Origin of the sequence: Mucilaginibacter sp. P25 (assembly GCF_050859465.1) — a bacterium.
In the GTDB taxonomy this organism is placed as follows: Bacteria; Bacteroidota; Bacteroidia; order Sphingobacteriales; family Sphingobacteriaceae; genus Mucilaginibacter; species Mucilaginibacter gossypii.
The window spans coordinates 1394970-1411255 of the sequence record NZ_CP193937.1 but is presented as its reverse complement, the minus strand read 5'-3'; the positions used below and the strand labels follow the sequence as shown (position 1 = coordinate 1411255).

The 16286-nt window shown below is 47.2% G+C and carries 7 protein-coding genes and 2 pseudogenes; 8 read left to right on the top strand and 1 reads right to left on the bottom strand.

Going from position 1 to position 16286, the window contains the following annotated elements:
* Window positions 1-409: 409 nt before the first annotated feature.
* From ACRQ5D_RS07360 to ACRQ5D_RS07335, 6 genes and pseudogenes are all read left to right on the top strand, one after another.
* On the top strand, window positions 410-3472 hold the full coding sequence (locus tag ACRQ5D_RS07360; protein ID WP_431199335.1) for a SusC/RagA family TonB-linked outer membrane protein: 3063 nt from the start codon (window positions 410-412) through the stop codon (window positions 3470-3472).
* A 10-nt stretch (window positions 3473-3482) separates the two neighbouring features.
* On the top strand, window positions 3483-4835 hold the full coding sequence (locus ACRQ5D_RS07355; protein WP_431199334.1) for a RagB/SusD family nutrient uptake outer membrane protein: 1353 nt from the start codon (window positions 3483-3485) through the stop codon (window positions 4833-4835).
* Window positions 4751-5400 (top strand): annotated as a pseudogene (locus ACRQ5D_RS07350) (RagB/SusD family nutrient uptake outer membrane protein). Before ACRQ5D_RS07355 ends, ACRQ5D_RS07350 begins: the two are co-directional and overlap by 85 nt.
* A 357-nt stretch (window positions 5401-5757) precedes the next feature.
* Window positions 5758-6548: pseudogene (locus tag ACRQ5D_RS07345) on the top strand (glycoside hydrolase family 95 protein); the annotation flags it as partial.
* Complete coding sequence (locus ACRQ5D_RS07340; protein WP_431200965.1) at window positions 6549-8174, top strand: glycosyl hydrolase family 95 catalytic domain-containing protein; 1626 nt, start codon at window positions 6549-6551, stop codon at window positions 8172-8174.
* A 254-nt stretch (window positions 8175-8428) separates the two neighbouring features.
* A complete protein-coding gene (locus ACRQ5D_RS07335; RefSeq protein WP_091169641.1) occupies window positions 8429-9499 on the top strand; it encodes a glycoside hydrolase family 43 protein in 1071 nt (356 codons plus the stop codon).
* A gap of 134 nt (window positions 9500-9633) precedes the next feature.
* Here the strand turns inward: ACRQ5D_RS07335 and ACRQ5D_RS07330 are convergent, their stop codons facing one another.
* The gene (locus tag ACRQ5D_RS07330; RefSeq protein ID WP_176844488.1) at window positions 9634-11634 is read right to left on the bottom strand and encodes a family 43 glycosylhydrolase; all 2001 of its coding nucleotides are present in this window, start codon (window positions 11632-11634) and stop codon (window positions 9634-9636) included.
* A gap of 515 nt (window positions 11635-12149) precedes the next feature.
* On the opposite strand from ACRQ5D_RS07330, the gene ACRQ5D_RS07325 reads away from it, so the two are divergent.
* Both ACRQ5D_RS07325 and ACRQ5D_RS07320 read left to right on the top strand, forming a co-directional pair.
* On the top strand, window positions 12150-14156 hold the full coding sequence (locus ACRQ5D_RS07325; protein WP_091169647.1) for an alginate lyase family protein: 2007 nt from the start codon (window positions 12150-12152) through the stop codon (window positions 14154-14156).
* A 326-nt stretch (window positions 14157-14482) separates the two neighbouring features.
* Window positions 14483-16096, top strand: a complete 1614-nt coding sequence (locus ACRQ5D_RS07320; RefSeq protein WP_091169649.1) for a glycoside hydrolase family 43 protein — start codon at window positions 14483-14485, stop codon at window positions 16094-16096.
* Window positions 16097-16286 lie beyond the last annotated feature (190 nt).

Below are 16286 nucleotides of genomic sequence, written 5' to 3'. Positions count from 1 at the left end.
TATTCGGGTGGTCAGACTCTCAAGGCAAAGTAATTCGGCAACACTGCAGAAACCACCCATAATGGCATCATTGAACAAATGTATCACGAATTTTGCGATTTGTCCTACCCTAATCCCTTTAAAGCGATGATCTTCGGCATAGCTATGAGGGCATTCCTGCCGCCATATACAATTTATAAACTAAAAAAAACATTCTGATTTATTTGATATCGTCCGGATTAAGGTCCGCATTATGTCACCATCAATTTCGCAATCGATTGCGAAGCTGGTCATAATAAAGTTACCTTTTTGATTTAACAAACTATAAAATGAAAAACCTGATTAGAGGCCCGGACGGGAAGCATATAAAATTCAAACCTGGGCGAATTGCTCCATGGCACAAAAACTTCAATTTTTTTAAACCTGAATTATGAAAAAATCATTACAAACTATTCAAAAGAAACCATTCTTGCTGCTGCTGGCGGTTTTGCTTTCCAGCCTTACAGCATTTGGGCAAGGCAGGAAAATAAACGGTACCGTAGTCGATGAGAAGGGTCTGCCTTTACCGGGCGCTACCGTAAGGGCAAAAACAGCTAAAGCAACGTCAGTAACCGATGTTGCCGGCAATTTCACCATAACTGTTCCTCCAACCGAGAAGGCGCTTATTGTGACTTTTATTGGTTATGCCGACCAGGAAATCCAGATTAACGGGGAATCCCATTTATCCATTCGTCTTAGCCAAAGCAGTAACAGCCTTAACGATGTGATCGTTATCGGCTATGGTAGCCAAAGGCGGGAAGCTGTAACAGGCTCAGTCGCGTCGATCAGCGGCGAACGCATCCGTGATATTCCAGCGCCTAATATCAGCCAGGCTATACAAGGCAGGTTACCCGGCGTAGAGGTTTCTCAAACTTCTACAAAACCAGGTGCAACGATGCAGATCCTGATCAGGGGCCAACGGTCGCTTACTGCAAGCAATGATCCTTTGATCGTACTTGACGGTATCCCTTTTACCGGCTCTCTTGGAGATATTAACCCTAACGACGTTAAAAGTATCGATATTCTTAAGGATGCTTCCGCCACAGCTATTTATGGCTCGAGGGGAGCAAACGGCGTTGTACTTATTACCACGAATAGGGGCCAGGTGGGAGGAGCTGCGAAAATTACCTATAACGCCTATTATGGGGAGCAAAAACTTTTCGCCAGGTACCCGATGATGACCGGTCCCGAATTTTTAAAACTACGTAAAGCGGCAGGCCTGTATACCAACGCCGTAGACGAAGCGGACGATGTTAATACCGACTGGCAGAAGCTTTTTTACAGAAGCGGTATGGTTTTCAGTAATGACGTAGGTGTTTCCGGAGGCAGCCAAACGGGTACATATAATTTCGGCGGCGGCTATTATAAAAATCAGGGCCTTATTCCCACGCAGCAATATACCCGCTACTCCATGAGAGGATCTGTTGACCAGAATGTAGGCAAATACGTTAAAGTTGGCTTTACCACTAACAATAACTATAACCTTACTGAAGGCAGCCAGGTGGGCGTTGGTAGTGTTTTGGGACTTTCGCCCCTTGCCAATCCCTATAATGCGGACGGAAGCCTGAAAAGAACCGTTAAAACGCCACTGTCCGAAAGTTTCGTATTGACCAAAGGCATCATCAATAACCTCCACGATCAATGGCTCAACGAAACAAGAAATTACGCCACATACAACTCCGTTTATGGCGAAGTAAAAATTCCGTGGGTAGAAGGCCTGAAATACAGGGTAAACCTTGGTCTCGATTATGTGCAAAGCAACAACGGCAATTATACCGGAGTTGGGATTGGCAGTGCCACGCCTACAACGCCGTCAACAGCGGGCGTAAGCAACTCAGCCCAATATCACTGGGCGGTTGAAAATTTGCTGACCTACGACCATACTTTCGCTCAAAAGCATAACATAAATGTCGTGGCCCTGTATTCTACCGAGCAAACCAGGTACAATTCTTCCAGCATGTCGGCCAAAGATATTCCAGCTGATGCTTTCCAGTTTTATAATTTGGGTGCAGCAACCGGCGAAATCACAATCGGCAACGGCAACTACAGCCAGAGCGGCCTGATGTCCTACATGGGGCGTGTGATGTATTCATACGATGACCGCTTCCTGCTGTCTGCCACCGTGCGCTCGGATGCCTCTTCCCGTTTAGCTCCAGGTCATAAATGGCACACTTATCCTGCGGTTTCAGCAGGCTGGAATATCATGAACGAGTCTTTCATGAAAGGCATTTCGGTCATAGATAATTTGAAACTGCGCGCTGGCTTTGGGCAAACCTCAAACCAGGCAGTAAACGCTTATCAGACATTAGGTACTTTGGGTACGCGTCAGTATAATTTCGGCGACACAAACTATGCGACGGGCTATTATGTAACCCAGCTTCCAAGTCCAACTTTAGGTTGGGAATATTCCAAGACATGGAACTATGGAATAGACTTTTCTTTGTTTAAACATCGCTTATCAGGTACTGTTGAATATTATGTTACAAACACAAACGACATCTTACTGGGCGTAGGGCTGCCGCCTACCGCAGGGGTTGGAAGTTATACAGCAAACGTTGGGCGGACTCAGAACAAGGGGCTTGAGTTAAGTTTGAATGGTACGCTCATCAATAAAAACGGGTTTACCTGGGATTTGGGTATTAATATCTATGGAAACAGGAATAAACTTGTGGCGCTTGCTTCAGGTCAGACACGTGATGAGGGCAACGCATGGTTCGTGGGCCATAATATAAACGCCATATACGATTACAAGAAAATAGGATTGTGGCAGTCTGGCGACCCTTACCTGAGCACCCTTGAACCGGGCGGAAATGTGGGCATGATCAAAGTGTTGTATACCGGTACTTATGACGCCAACGGTCAGCCAACAAGGGCTATCGGGGCTGCCGATCGTCAGATCATTGATGTTGATCCTAAATTCGAAGGCGGCTTTAATACGCGTGTGGCATATAAAGGCTTTGATTTTAGTGTTGTAGGTGCCTTTAAGAAAGGGGGCACGCTCATCAGTAGCCTGTACGGCTCAGGTGGCTATCTGAACCTGATGACAGGCCGCAGTAATAACGTTCAGGAAGATTACTGGACGCCGGATAACACAGGAGCAAAATATCCGAAACCAGGCGGCATCCTGAGTGGCGATAATCCGAAATATGGCAGTACGCTCGGTTACTTTGATGCATCCTATCTCAAAATCCGGACAATGACGCTTGGCTATGATTTCAGCAAGCTGCTCTCAAAGCACGCGAACATGCGCCTGCGCACTTACTTCACCGTGCAAAATCCTTTTGTATTTTTCTCGCCTTATCATAAAGAGTCCGGGATGGATCCTGAACCAAACTCTTATGGTAATGAAAACGCGGCGGTGCCCCTGTCAAACAGTCTAAGAAGATTCCTGACAGTCGGCAGCAACGCCCCTTCGACCACGAACTATGTACTTGGATTGAATTTGACATTTTAACATTATCAACATGAAAACTTTAAAGATAAAAAGCGTCATAAAATCCACGCTTTTGCTAACGGTCTTATCTACGGGATGTAAAAAAGTGCTTGATGAACAACCGCGTTCCTCCTTCACCCCGGAATATTTTAAAACGGTACAGGGTGTAAATGGGGGATTAACAGCCATGTACGCGCACCTGCGTAATATTTACGGGCAAGCTTATTACTATAATTCGGGTGTTACCGGTACCGATGAAGCTACATGGGGCCAGAGCGCCGACGGAAACTTCAAAGACCTGGATTGCTCAGGCGTCGGTATCATATCTTCAACCAGTTATCCTACCAGTATCATATGGGGCGAGTCTTTTACAGACATCAACACTGCCAGCGGTGTAATCGAAAACGCCAGTGCCGTGGGGATTTCCAGCGCTCTGATTGCTGAAGCCCGCTTCTTCAGGGCATTTGATTATTTTTTGCTGGTGCAATCCTACGGCGGCGTACCGCTTGATCTGGGTTCGGGAGCGTTGAAATTTAATATCACGCCTTCAAGGACTTCAGTGCGTAATACCGTACCCGAAGTTTATACAAAGGCGATTTTCCCGGATCTGCTGCAGGCGATCAATGATTTGCCGGAAACCGGCCGGGTAACCGGCGGACTGACCAAAACGGCAGCTCGTCTTTTCCTGTCTAAGGCCTATTTAACTTATGCATGGTGGTTGCAAAATCCCAATAGTATCCCGACCTACCCTGCAAGTAACCGGACAGATCCCAATGGACACGATGCTGCGTGGTATTTTCAAAACGCCTACGATATCGCCACCACCGCAATTGATAATCCGGGCTCGTTCAAATTACAGCCAACATTTTACGATGTGAATGTTGGCACAAACGACCGTAACAGCGAAATGGTGCTTTATGCAGACCATACTCAAAGCAGTGAAAAATATAACGGTTCGAGTTTGACCTACGGAAGCGGCGGCGCTCCGGATAACTTTGCCGGCTGGATGATGACCTGGAACTATCCCAACATAATCAGTGGCGGGGTGAACTCTGTTCTGCGTGAGGCAGATCAACATTTGGGCCGGCCCTGGGTTCGTATGGCCCCTACTGTTGAAGTACTGAAAAACACTTTCGCTGATAAAGTGAACGATTCACGATATGACGGAACTTTCACAACCGTATATCGCGGAAACTGGCAAAAGGGCGGAAATACGGCCCAGACCTTAGCTAACGCCAACGGCTTGCCCGTTGCACAGGGGGCGCGATACTCTCGTTCCTGGATAATGACGATCCGAACGTGGTATATGCCAAAGGAAACGGGAATGTTGGTGCCGGGCTGCTGCCAGGTAGATCAGATTGGGTGGTCAACCCTGGCGATATAAGCCGGATAATTTATCCGGGACTCTGGAAACTGGGGCCTTATCGTACAGATAACGGCACAGGTTTGGGACAGCCAAATGCCGGTAGTACGCGTCCTTATCCAATTGCAAAATTCTCGGAGCTATACCTGATCGCAGCAGAGGCAGCAGTTAAAGGCGCCACTGTTAAACCAGGAAAATCCGCACGTGAACTCGTTAACGTGCTGCGGGCACGCGCAGGCAAGTGGCGTTTCAATAATAATGGTAATGTAGTAAAGATTGAAGACGATAGCCAGGCTATGATGGCGGCTACGCCCGCAATTATCGACATGAACTATGTATTAGCGGAGCGTTCCCGGAATTTTATGCAGAAGGCGGCCGCTGGTTCGATCTGGTACGGACACAAAAGTGGGGGGAACTTGCTGCTTCCTTTACAATTGCAGGAACCACCTTTGGTGACCATACGCCGGTTAAAGTTACACGTTCCATCGACTCACATCTCTATCTTCGCCCTATTCCGCAGGGGCAAATAGATGCATTGGTTATGAGCGCTGCTGATAAGGCTGCCTACCAGAATCCGGGCTACTAAGCTGGAGAAATAATGATTTTTTAACGAGGCTGTTCAATTGTGAACAGCCTCTTAATTTCTTCCGGTCGGTAATGCTTAGCGCACAGCATTTGCATAAATTATTCGATGATCTTTCTCGTGTTTGAGGGGCAATTTATACGGCTTAATGCAGCTTTCCGGTTTAACATTTGCGCAATTGTATTGCGCAGGCCTATTCGGCGAACCCTGTTTTCTTTAAAACGGAGCTTGTTCGAAAATCAATCGGGATAATTAATCCGGGGATAAAATATTGTTCATAAGGCTAATAGTCAATATATTGTAAGAAAAAAGCAGCCATACTTAAAAAAGTGACTTGCCGCTATAACCCAATAAACTGACTTGCAAACCGGCACGGGCTTGTATACCCCTGTCATAACTAAACTGATAAAATTGAAAAAGACATTTTTAGCAATAATTGCAGGCCTTTTTTGTGCCGTTGCCTGGGGCCAAAACAGTCAATCCGCTCTTCGGGATCTGCGTTATAGGCTATGGTACACCAGGCCCGCCACCAACTGGAATGAGGCCCTGCCGATAGGGAATGGTTTTATAGGTGGAATGGTCTTTGGCGGCGTACAGCAGGAACGCATCCAGCTCAACGAATCTACCATCTGGGGAGGCGCCCCTAACAACAACATTGATTCGGCCGCTAAGCCTCATATTGAAGAAGTACGCGTGCTTTTGGCGCAAAAAAATACCTGGAGGCGCAGGCGGCTGCCAATAAATATCTCGGCCCGAAGGGCAACAGCGGCATGCCCTATCAACTCGCCGGAAATTTGTATATCAATTTTCCCGGCCAGACAGATGTTAGCAATTATTACCGCGACCTGGATATCGAACATGCCACAGCTACAGTACGGTACAGCTCGGGAGGTGTTCAGTATAAGCGGGAATACTTTACGTCGTTCAAAGAACATGTGTTACTGGTACGGCTGAGTGCTGATAAACCGGGAATGATCAATTGCAAGGTAAGGCTCCAGAGCCCGCTTGTACAAGAGCTTACCGCAGCTAACCAGGAAATCGTTCTTTCAGGTAAAAGCAGCGATCACGAAAATCAAAAAGGCCAGGTTAGGTTTAACATGATCGCCCGTGCAAAAAATCATGGGGGTACTATACAAACAGATACTTCCGGGATGACCATCGCCCATGCGGACACGGCGACTATTTATCTCTCCATCGGCACTAATTTCATCAACTATCACGACCTGTCAGGAAACGCGCCTGGGCGGGCCCGCAACGATATGCAGGCTGCCTGTACCAAATCGTTTAATACCCTGCGCCAATCTAATATCAGGTTTTATCAATCGTACTTTAACCGAATAAAACTGGACCTGGGCATGACAAATGCGATCAAGCTGCCCACAGATGTGCGGATACAAAACTTTGCAGGTAACAACGACGCCCAACTGGCCGAACTGTATTTTCAATTCGGGCGTTACCTGCTGATCTGTTCGTCACAACCGGGATCACAACCGGCCAACCTCCAGGGCATATGGAACGGGGAACTGAAAGGCCCGTGGGATAGTAAGTATACCGTCAACATCAATACTGAAATGAACTATTGGCCGGCTGAGGCCACCCAGCTGTCTGAGCTGGGCACGCCTTTATTTAACCTCGTCAAAGATGTTTCCGTAACCGGTAAGGCAACAGCCAGGCAGATGTATGGGGCCAGGGGCTGGATGCTTCATCATAATACAGACATCTGGCGGATTACCGGTATAGTGGACGGCGCATTCTGGGGTTTATGGCCAACCGCAAATGCCTGGCTATGCCAGCATCTGTGGGAACATTATCTTTTCACAGGAGATAAAAAATTTCTGAAGCAATATTACCCGGTAATGAGAGGTGCCGCTGCCTATTTCGTTGATGTGCTGCAAAAAGAACCGGATCATGGCTGGCTCGTCGTAAGCCCGTCCGTTTCGCCCGAGCACGAATACATAACCGGGAGCCATGAGGTGTCGGTTGCTGCCGGGACCACGATGGATAACCAATTGGTATATGGCTTATTTACAGATGTTATATATGCTGCGGCAGACCTGAATACGGACAAAACATTTGCCGATTCGCTGAAAGCGCTGCGCGAAAAATTGCCGCCAATGCAGGTGGGCCGGTACGGGCAATTGCAGGAGTGGCTGGACGACCTTGACCGGCCAACTGACAATCACCGCCACGTATCGCACCTTTACGGACTTTTCCCGGGGAACCAGATATCTCCTTTTATACATCCGGAATTATTCGCCGCGGCCAAAAATTCATTGGTATACCGCGGTGACGTATCTACCGGCTGGTCAATGGCCTGGAAGATTAATTTGTGGGCCCGGTTATTGGATGGCAATCACGCTTACAAGCTAATCAAAGACCAGATAAAACCAGTCATGACCAGATCCGGAGGCACATATCCCAATTTATTTGACGCACATCCCCCATTTCAGATTGACGGCAATTTTGGCTGCACTTCGGGGATCACCGAAATGTTGATGCAAAGCCATGATGCTGCAATCTACCTGTTGCCTGCTATGCCCGACGACTGGGATAAAGGCAGTGTAAACGGGCTGATGGCCCGTGGCGGATTCAAGATAGACCTGGCATGGTCAGGCCGTCACCTAACAAAGCTCGTTATACATTCGGCCCTTGGCGGGAATTGCCGGCTGCGTGTTAACGAACTGCTGAACAACCGGATGTTAAAAAAGCAAACGGTGTTAACAGCAATGGATTCTATCGTATCACCGACATCGCGCAACCCATTATCAAAAAAATGATAAAGATCTAAACGTAAAACTCCCGAAAAGTTATTTATATGACCTTCCAACCCTGGCAGGTAAAACATACCGCATTATTTGAGTAATTAATAAGATGGCTTGTAGTAGCTATTTCGCTATAAGCATATAACAGGGAATTGGCCGGCGATATGATGAAAAAAATGCTGGACAACCGGGGCTATCCAGCCCCGTCAAATTAAACATCGAAGTATAAATGCCCTGCCTGCTGCCTTTGGAAAACAATATTAACAAAGATGAAACAAACCCAATTTAAACTTATCTGCACACTCATGGCGGCGGTTTTCACCGTAAGTCAGGCCGCCGCCCAAACAAAAGAAAAACAAATATTTTTATCTCCTCCCCTCATCAGATCGATTTATACCGCAGACCCCTCCGCACATGTTTTCAATGGTAAAATTTATATTTACCCTTCTCATGACATTGACACAGCCGTAACCGACAACGGTAGCGGCGATCACTTTGCGATGAGGGATTATCATATCCTTTCGCTCGATCATATCAACGGGCCGGTAACCGATCACGGGGTAGCCCTCGATATAAAAAATATCCCCTGGGCGGGAAGGCAGCTATGGGCGCCGGATTGTGCTTACAAAAATGGCGTATATTACCTTTACTTCCCGGTGAAGGATAAACAAGATGTTTTCCGTATTGGCGTTGCTACTTCCAAAGATCCCGCCGGGCCTTTTAAAGCCGAACCACAACCAATTGAAGGCAGTTTTAGTATCGATCCGGCGGTTTATACAGATTCGGATGGCCAAAGTTATATGTATTTTGGCGGTATCTGGGGAGGTCAGTTACAGCAATGGGCCACGGGTAAATACCAGCCCAACGGTTCCAAAACCGACCTTCAGAACGATGATGCCCCGGCGCTCAGCTGTAAAGTGGTCAGGCTAAGTTCGGATATGAAGCAATTTGAGGGGCCGGTGAAGGATGTTATTATCCTGGACGAGAGCGGGCGCCCGCTGCTGGGAAAAGACCATGACAGGCGTTTTTTTGAAGGGCCCTGGATGCATAAATTTAAAGACAAATACTATTTCACCTACTCTACAGGTGACACGCATTACCTGGCATACGCTACAAGTGATAAGCCATTCGGCCCCTTCCGCTATAAAGGAATATTTTTGAAACCGGTGCAGGGCTGGACCACGCACCATTCTATCGTAGAGTTTAAAGGAAAATGGTACCTGTTTTACCACGACACGGAAATCTCCGGCAAAACACACCTGAGAAATGTTAAGGTAACGCCGCTTTACCATCGTTCAGACGGCAGTATTGCCCTGATTGACCCGTTTAAATCAAAATAAATTTAGAATAAGCTACGGCCTTCAATTAAACTAAAGACCGTAGCTAATTAATTTATTATCTTTTTTCCGCCCATGGATGGCAATCGGAAAGCACTGAGAACGCCTGCCTTTATGATTAATTAGTTTGGGGCAGCTTATTTAAACAATAATGATCTTATTGCCAAAGCATTCTTAGATCCTTTTATCTTGACATATAGATCATGCTGACCGGCAATGGCGGGTATCTTTGCAGATATGGCCGACCATTTATTCAATGAGCCTGTACTTTTAACCGGTATAACCGCGATTCTCCTGCCGTCTTTGTTTAGGTCATCGATCCATATTTCAACGCTGCCGTTACTAAGCGCCGCGGCGGTCAAAGAAATATTGGTTGCTTTGTTTGCCCCTCTCCCCATATCCACTCCGCCCAACATCACCCAACCTCCGGCATCATTATTTAAGATAGCGCCATCAACCTGAGATAACGTAACGCCCCAATAATTATTGGCGCCTGCTAAAGGCTGCTCCGAATAACCGTCTTTATAAACGAAAAGATCGAAATCCGCTTCCCTGCCTTCAGCAAAAAGGCCCAGGCTGGTACCTACCCACGAATTAAAATTAGGCTGGGCTTTGTCCAGTTCACTTGCATTGATGACCGTACCGATTTGATGCCATTGCAGACCATCAGAACTGTAGTAACCGGTTAGCTCATGCGCTTTTCGCTCCAGCTTCAGCCATACGCTTTCCCCAATTTTGTTTTCTGTGCTGAACGACTGGCCGCCCATCGCGAAATTGAATGTTTTTCTGCCTTCTTCAAACCCAGTACAAAGACGCACGTTTACCGATTCATTGCCGGAAGCAAGGTAAATCCCCGCCTCTTGCCCTGATGCCAGGGCATTCAGCCTTACCCGCGTAACGAGCGAATAATAATGTCCCGCCTCTTTTTGCAGAATGTGGGTCCTGCCAATTTTCGGCTTAAGCCTAAGCCAGCCTTTATTGTCAGTGACTGAATACTGTTGAGCAGCGTTCTTGTTGAAAAAATGCCAATACAACGACAAATTTGAACTTGAAAATTCATCCGACCTCGGTAAGCGCCAGGCCAGGCCGTTATTTGTAAGATTTGGACGTGTAAGGGGCATATCTGAGGGATAAGGAACAAAAGGATGGCCGTCGGCTGTCCACTGAACCTGCAAAATCAGGTCCTGTCTTCCCTGGCCGCTCCAGTCATCCCCTTTGGGTGCATCGTAACTTTGCGCGATACACCACCAGGTACCGTCACTTAACCGAAATGGAGACGACATGTGATTGACTGATCTGAACCTGTTATCCGGATCTTTTGAAAATGCGAATATTTTTCCAAGGTTCTCCCATTTCGCTGAATCCGCAGTAAGTGATCTTGAACGAAGTACATACTGCCCGCCTGTAACATCACCAGCCATGAAGTAATAATACCAGCCGTCTCTCTTACACATCACAGGGCCCTCAGCCCAGCTGTATTTCTTGTCGTGATTGATCCAGTCCAGGTTAATCAATTTGCCTGTCAGGTGGCCAGAACGATCGATCTGCTGTATGCGGTTAGCTGTCTGACTGGCTTTAATGATCATGTAAGGTGTGCCGTCGTCATCTACGAAAATAGAATTATCGTAGCCGATAGGACCTGTATCCGGGGTTGTTTTAACTTTTTCAGGCGCAGACCATGGCCCCGACGGTTTCGTGGCGCTTGACATGTATTGCCCGCCTCCTGCGCTGTTTGAAAAATAAATACGATAAACGCCATAAAAATAGGTTATTGCGCCTTGCCAAATGCCGGCACCCGGCGCCCCGGACTTTAACTCATCCCAATCCGCGGGCACAACCCTTGAAATGAGCTCCCAATGCAACAGGTCTTTGGAATGAAGAATTGGTAAGTTAGGGACGAAATGAAAACTGGAGCCGCACATGTAAAAGTCATCGCCAACCTTTAAGAGTGTCGGGTCCGGATGATCCCCGGCGAGCACCGGATTGACATAAGTTCTAACCAGGGTTGCTGCATCCTGGGGGTAAGGGGCCGGCTTGATATCTTCTACCTTACTGAACTGAGCTATAGCGCCATGATACCAGAAGAAAGAACAAACAACTATTAAACTACAACGGGAAATAATGGATTTGAAAGTCATCAGTGTACAAATGAATATAAGACCTAAAAATATGATTACAGCATTCGCCCGGATGTCCTGTATGTAACTAATCGTACAACGAATGTGCAAAATCGCCATATTGATAACGCTCATTGCAGATATCGAATAGCTGATTATCCATATTGTGATTAGACTTTAGATGACATGATCAAAGGCGCCGAATTATCAAAACAAGACTATTGTTCCATTTTTAAGTCATTGCGGCAATAGTAATGAGTATAAAAAAAGGTAAAAAATGTCTTTCCTGTATGTGCCTTTTTTATAAAAAACTGTTAAGAGTTGTACTGTGTGCTTTCCTGCTGATATAGTGAGTATCTTCCGGGCTGAACGTGTGCAAGGCGTCCGATTTGTCACTTATAATGACTATAACAAATGATAAACATTAGGCACAATTGGCGTATTACCGGGCCTTTTGTAATATCCGCAGGGCCGGTTGGTTTAAATTTTCGACGAGATTAAAAAAATATTCAATTTTAATTATTTAAGACACGTTTATGAAAACAGTTGTCAGGTATCTTATTAATGCTTCAGCGCTGTTGTTTTGCTTTCAAACTTCAACAGCACAACAGTTTGTCCATCCGGGGCTGCTTCAAGGCCGCGAAGACCTGGCCAGAATAAAAAACGGCGTTGCCATGCGCATTGAGCCCATTTTTACGGGCTATAATCAATTAAAAGATAATCGCCAGTCGCAGTTCGATTATAAAATGCAAGGGCCAATGGAGATGGTTGGCCGAAATCCTACCGTGGGCCAGGGTGTTTATGATGCTGACGCCAATGCGGCCTATCAGAACGCCATCATGTGGACCATAACAGCCGATCAACGTTATGCGGAAAAAGCAAAACAAATTGTTGATGCCTGGGCATCGAAATTAAAATCCATAACAGGCCGTGACGCCGTATTAATGGCCGGTCTTGGACCGTTCAAAATGGTTAATGCCGCGGAAATTTTGCGCTATACCAATTCAAACTGGGCACCTGTCAAAATTAAGCAGGCTGAGAAGCACTTTAAAGAAGTGATTTATCCGGTTATTAAAGATTTTGCACTTTTTGCTAACGGCAACTGGGATTCAGCTGCACTAAAAACAATGATGGCCATAGCAGTATTCTGCAATGACCGGCCAATGTTTGAACGCGCGATTGTTTACTATCAATACGGCGAAGGCAACGGCAGCCTGCCCAATTATATTATTAATGAAGAAGGACAGTGCCAGGAAAGCGGAAGAGACCAGTCGCATACGCAATTGGGTATTGCGCATCTTGCCGATTGCGCCGAGATAGCGTGGCAACAGGGACTAAACCTTTACGGTATACTCAATGATCGCCTGCTCAGGGGCTTCGAGTACACCGCGAAATATAATTTGGGGGAGAATGTTCCTTATTTGCCCGCAATGGACCGGACCGGAAAATATTTGCATGCTCAGATAGCTACAGAAGGGCGCGGCAAACTGCGTGCGGTTTATGAAGAGGTATTTAATCACTATGTTCACCGGGCGAATAAAACGGCCACTTTTACGCAGAAAGCTGCTGAAAAGGTACGGCCGGAACCGCAAGGCACGCCGGGTGCAGACCATATTGGCTTTGGTACTTTATTGTACTCACGCAGCCTGCAAACTATTGACCCCTATGCAAAGGTTAAGCCGTGCACACCGTCGGGATTGACGGCTATGCCTGAGAACAGATCCATTCAATTGACGTGGGTACCGGTACGGGGAGCCATTTTTTATCAGGTTAAAAGGGCAGTCAACAGGAAAGGAAAGTTTAAGATAATCTCCTCCAGGGTTATCAATGCACAGTTTAAGGATAAAAATGTAGCCTCGGGGCGCAAGTACGTGTATACCGTATCGGCGGTGAATAATAAAGGTAAAAGTAGGGACGCCTATCCTGCTGCTGTTACAGCGGGATTGCCCGCAGGATGGTCGGTTACCGATCTCGACCCCAAATCAAAAAAAGGACAAGCACGGTCATTGGATTCTGGTTTTACTGTTGAAGGTACCGGCATGGGATTTACCGGAAACGAAGAGCAGGCTACCTACATCCATCACAAATTAGTGCCTTATCAAACGCTCGCCGTTCATTATCAGCCGCAGTTGACTTCGCAGTTCACCGGTTTCGGCATTTCGTTCAGGCAGTCTGCGAAGGAAAAGGGGATCGGGGTAAATTTGCTTATCTATCCAGAAGTTTTGCAACAACTTGAGGCCCCCAAATGGGTAGTAACCTGTACGGCTCGGCTTCACCCGGGCGATAGTTTAACACAGGCAGGAGCAACGCTCAATGTAAAAGAACCTGTAGTATCTTTTAACCGCATGACGGGCGGTTGCTGGCTAAAGTTAGTTCAGGAACAAAACCAGGTAAACTCATTTTATTCCGCAGATGGCAAAGATTGGCAACTGATCGGGACTGTTGCGCGAAACCTATCGCTGACAGAAGCCGGCATAATCGTTTTTTCGGGGCTTGAAGCGGTATCTACAACGGTCAAATTTGATCAGGTTAGGTTAGAATAACCTTTTAAAAATATTAGCATAGCCGGAAATGCTGACATCGTCAGGTCGGGTTTATATAACAAAAAGTCTATTTGGAACAACAATATTCTTTTTGATACCCATAAATTCGTATCAACCATTTAGCCTGAGCAAACAAACCGACGATCATGTCTGCTGGTTGCACCATCAATTTTGGTATGCCTGCGGTCGGAAAGCCCGGATTTTTACAGTGCTTGATAAGCCGGGTCAATTGAGGTGCAATTATAAACTTTGTTTAAACGGGTTATGACGTTACAGAATTTTAAACCGGAAAATGAAAACTAAGCTTTCCCTGATTTTTTAATACTATGCTCGGTAATATTTCTTTTGCGCCCATTATTGCTGGCCTTGTTTCAGCCCTGCTTTGTTTTAATAAAGCCTGTTGCCAGCCTAAACAAGTAGCTCCGCTATGGGGCAACTGGACTCACTGGGGCGACCAACTTGACGGTACTTACCGTAACCCTGTCTTACCTGGTGATTACAGCGATGTGGATTGCATCCGGGTGGGTACTGACTATTATGCCGTGTCCTCTACGTTTCAGTATTCCCCTGGTTTTGTGATCCTGCACTCTAAGGATATGGTAAACTGGCGCATCCTGGGCCACGCTGTCAACGATATTTCGGTGATTTCGCCCGCTATGAATTATACCAGGATGGACCATTATGGCCGTGGGATCTGGGCGGGGGCCATACGCTATCATAACAACCGTTTCTGGATCTACTTCGGTGATCCGGACGAGGGCTATTTTATGAGTTCGGCCACACGGCCTGAAGGCCCCTGGGCGCCTTTAAAACATGTACTGAACGAAAAAGGCTGGGACGATTGCTGCCCGTTTTGGGATGATGACGGCCAGGGCTACCTGATAGGCACCAGGTTTGCCGATAACTATAAAATCCACCTGTTTAAAATGTCGGCCGATGGCTCGGTGATTGACCGGGAAAGCGACAAGGTGATCCACCAGTCGCAGGGCAGCGAGGCAAACAAGCTGTACAAAATTAATGGCTATTATTACCACCTTTTCAGCGAGGTGCGCAACGACGTAAGGGTGCTTATGATGGAGCGGGCCAAAGATATTCGGGGCCCTTACGAAGGCCCGCAGCAATTGAGCGAAGGTCAGCCGCAATTTAACGAACCCAACCAGGGCGGATTAGTGCAGACTGCTGACGATAAGTGGTACTTTTTGACCCACCATGGCTCGGGCGATTGGTCGGGCCGGATATTGAGCCTGTTACCTGTAACCTGGACTAATGGCTGGCCTATCATTGGCCGGCCTAATGCAGCGGGCCTTGGCGAAATGGTGTGGCAGGCCCCTATGCCCGTAACCGGCACCGGTCGGGTTGTTCCGCAAAGTTCGGATGAGTTTAACGGCAACACGCCTGGCCCCCAGTGGGAATGGAACTACCAGCCCCGCGCCGCCAAATGGTCCTTAACTCAGCGAAAAGGCTGGCTCAGGCTGCACGCCTTCAAACCACTCAAAAACGATTTGCTGTATGCCGGAAACACCATAATCCAGCGCTGCTACCGCACCAACGCCAACGAGGCCACCGTTAAAATTGACCTGAGCGGCATGGCTAACGGCCAGCGCGCCGGGCTATCGCACTTTGGAGCACCCCATTATGCGGCGGCCGGTGTAGTGCAAACCAGCCGGGGTAAACAGTTGCAGTTCTTTACTGAAAATGCCGTAACCGACGGCCCCATCATCAAGGGCAATAACATTTGGTTACGCACAGTGTGGGGCCTGGATGGCAAAAGTAATTTTACGTACAGCACGGATGGCAGGAATTTTAAACCCATTGGCGAAACCTATCAGTTAAGATGGGGATCATACAGGGGCGACAGGCTGGCCATTTACAGTTTTAACGACCTGCAAGATGCCGGTTTTATTGATGTTGATTACCTGCACTATCAATATTCCCATTAAAACAGATCCAAACAGAGAGCAGACAAACTGACCCTATAACACGCCTAACCCGCACCAACCTGATGATCCGCCTGAGATTTGCACTGCAATTATTACTCGGTTACAGTATATTGACCACGGCCCCGGCCGCCGCGCAATCCTGGACGGCAAGTAGAAAGCTGATAATTCGCCAGGTATGCTTTACAATTCT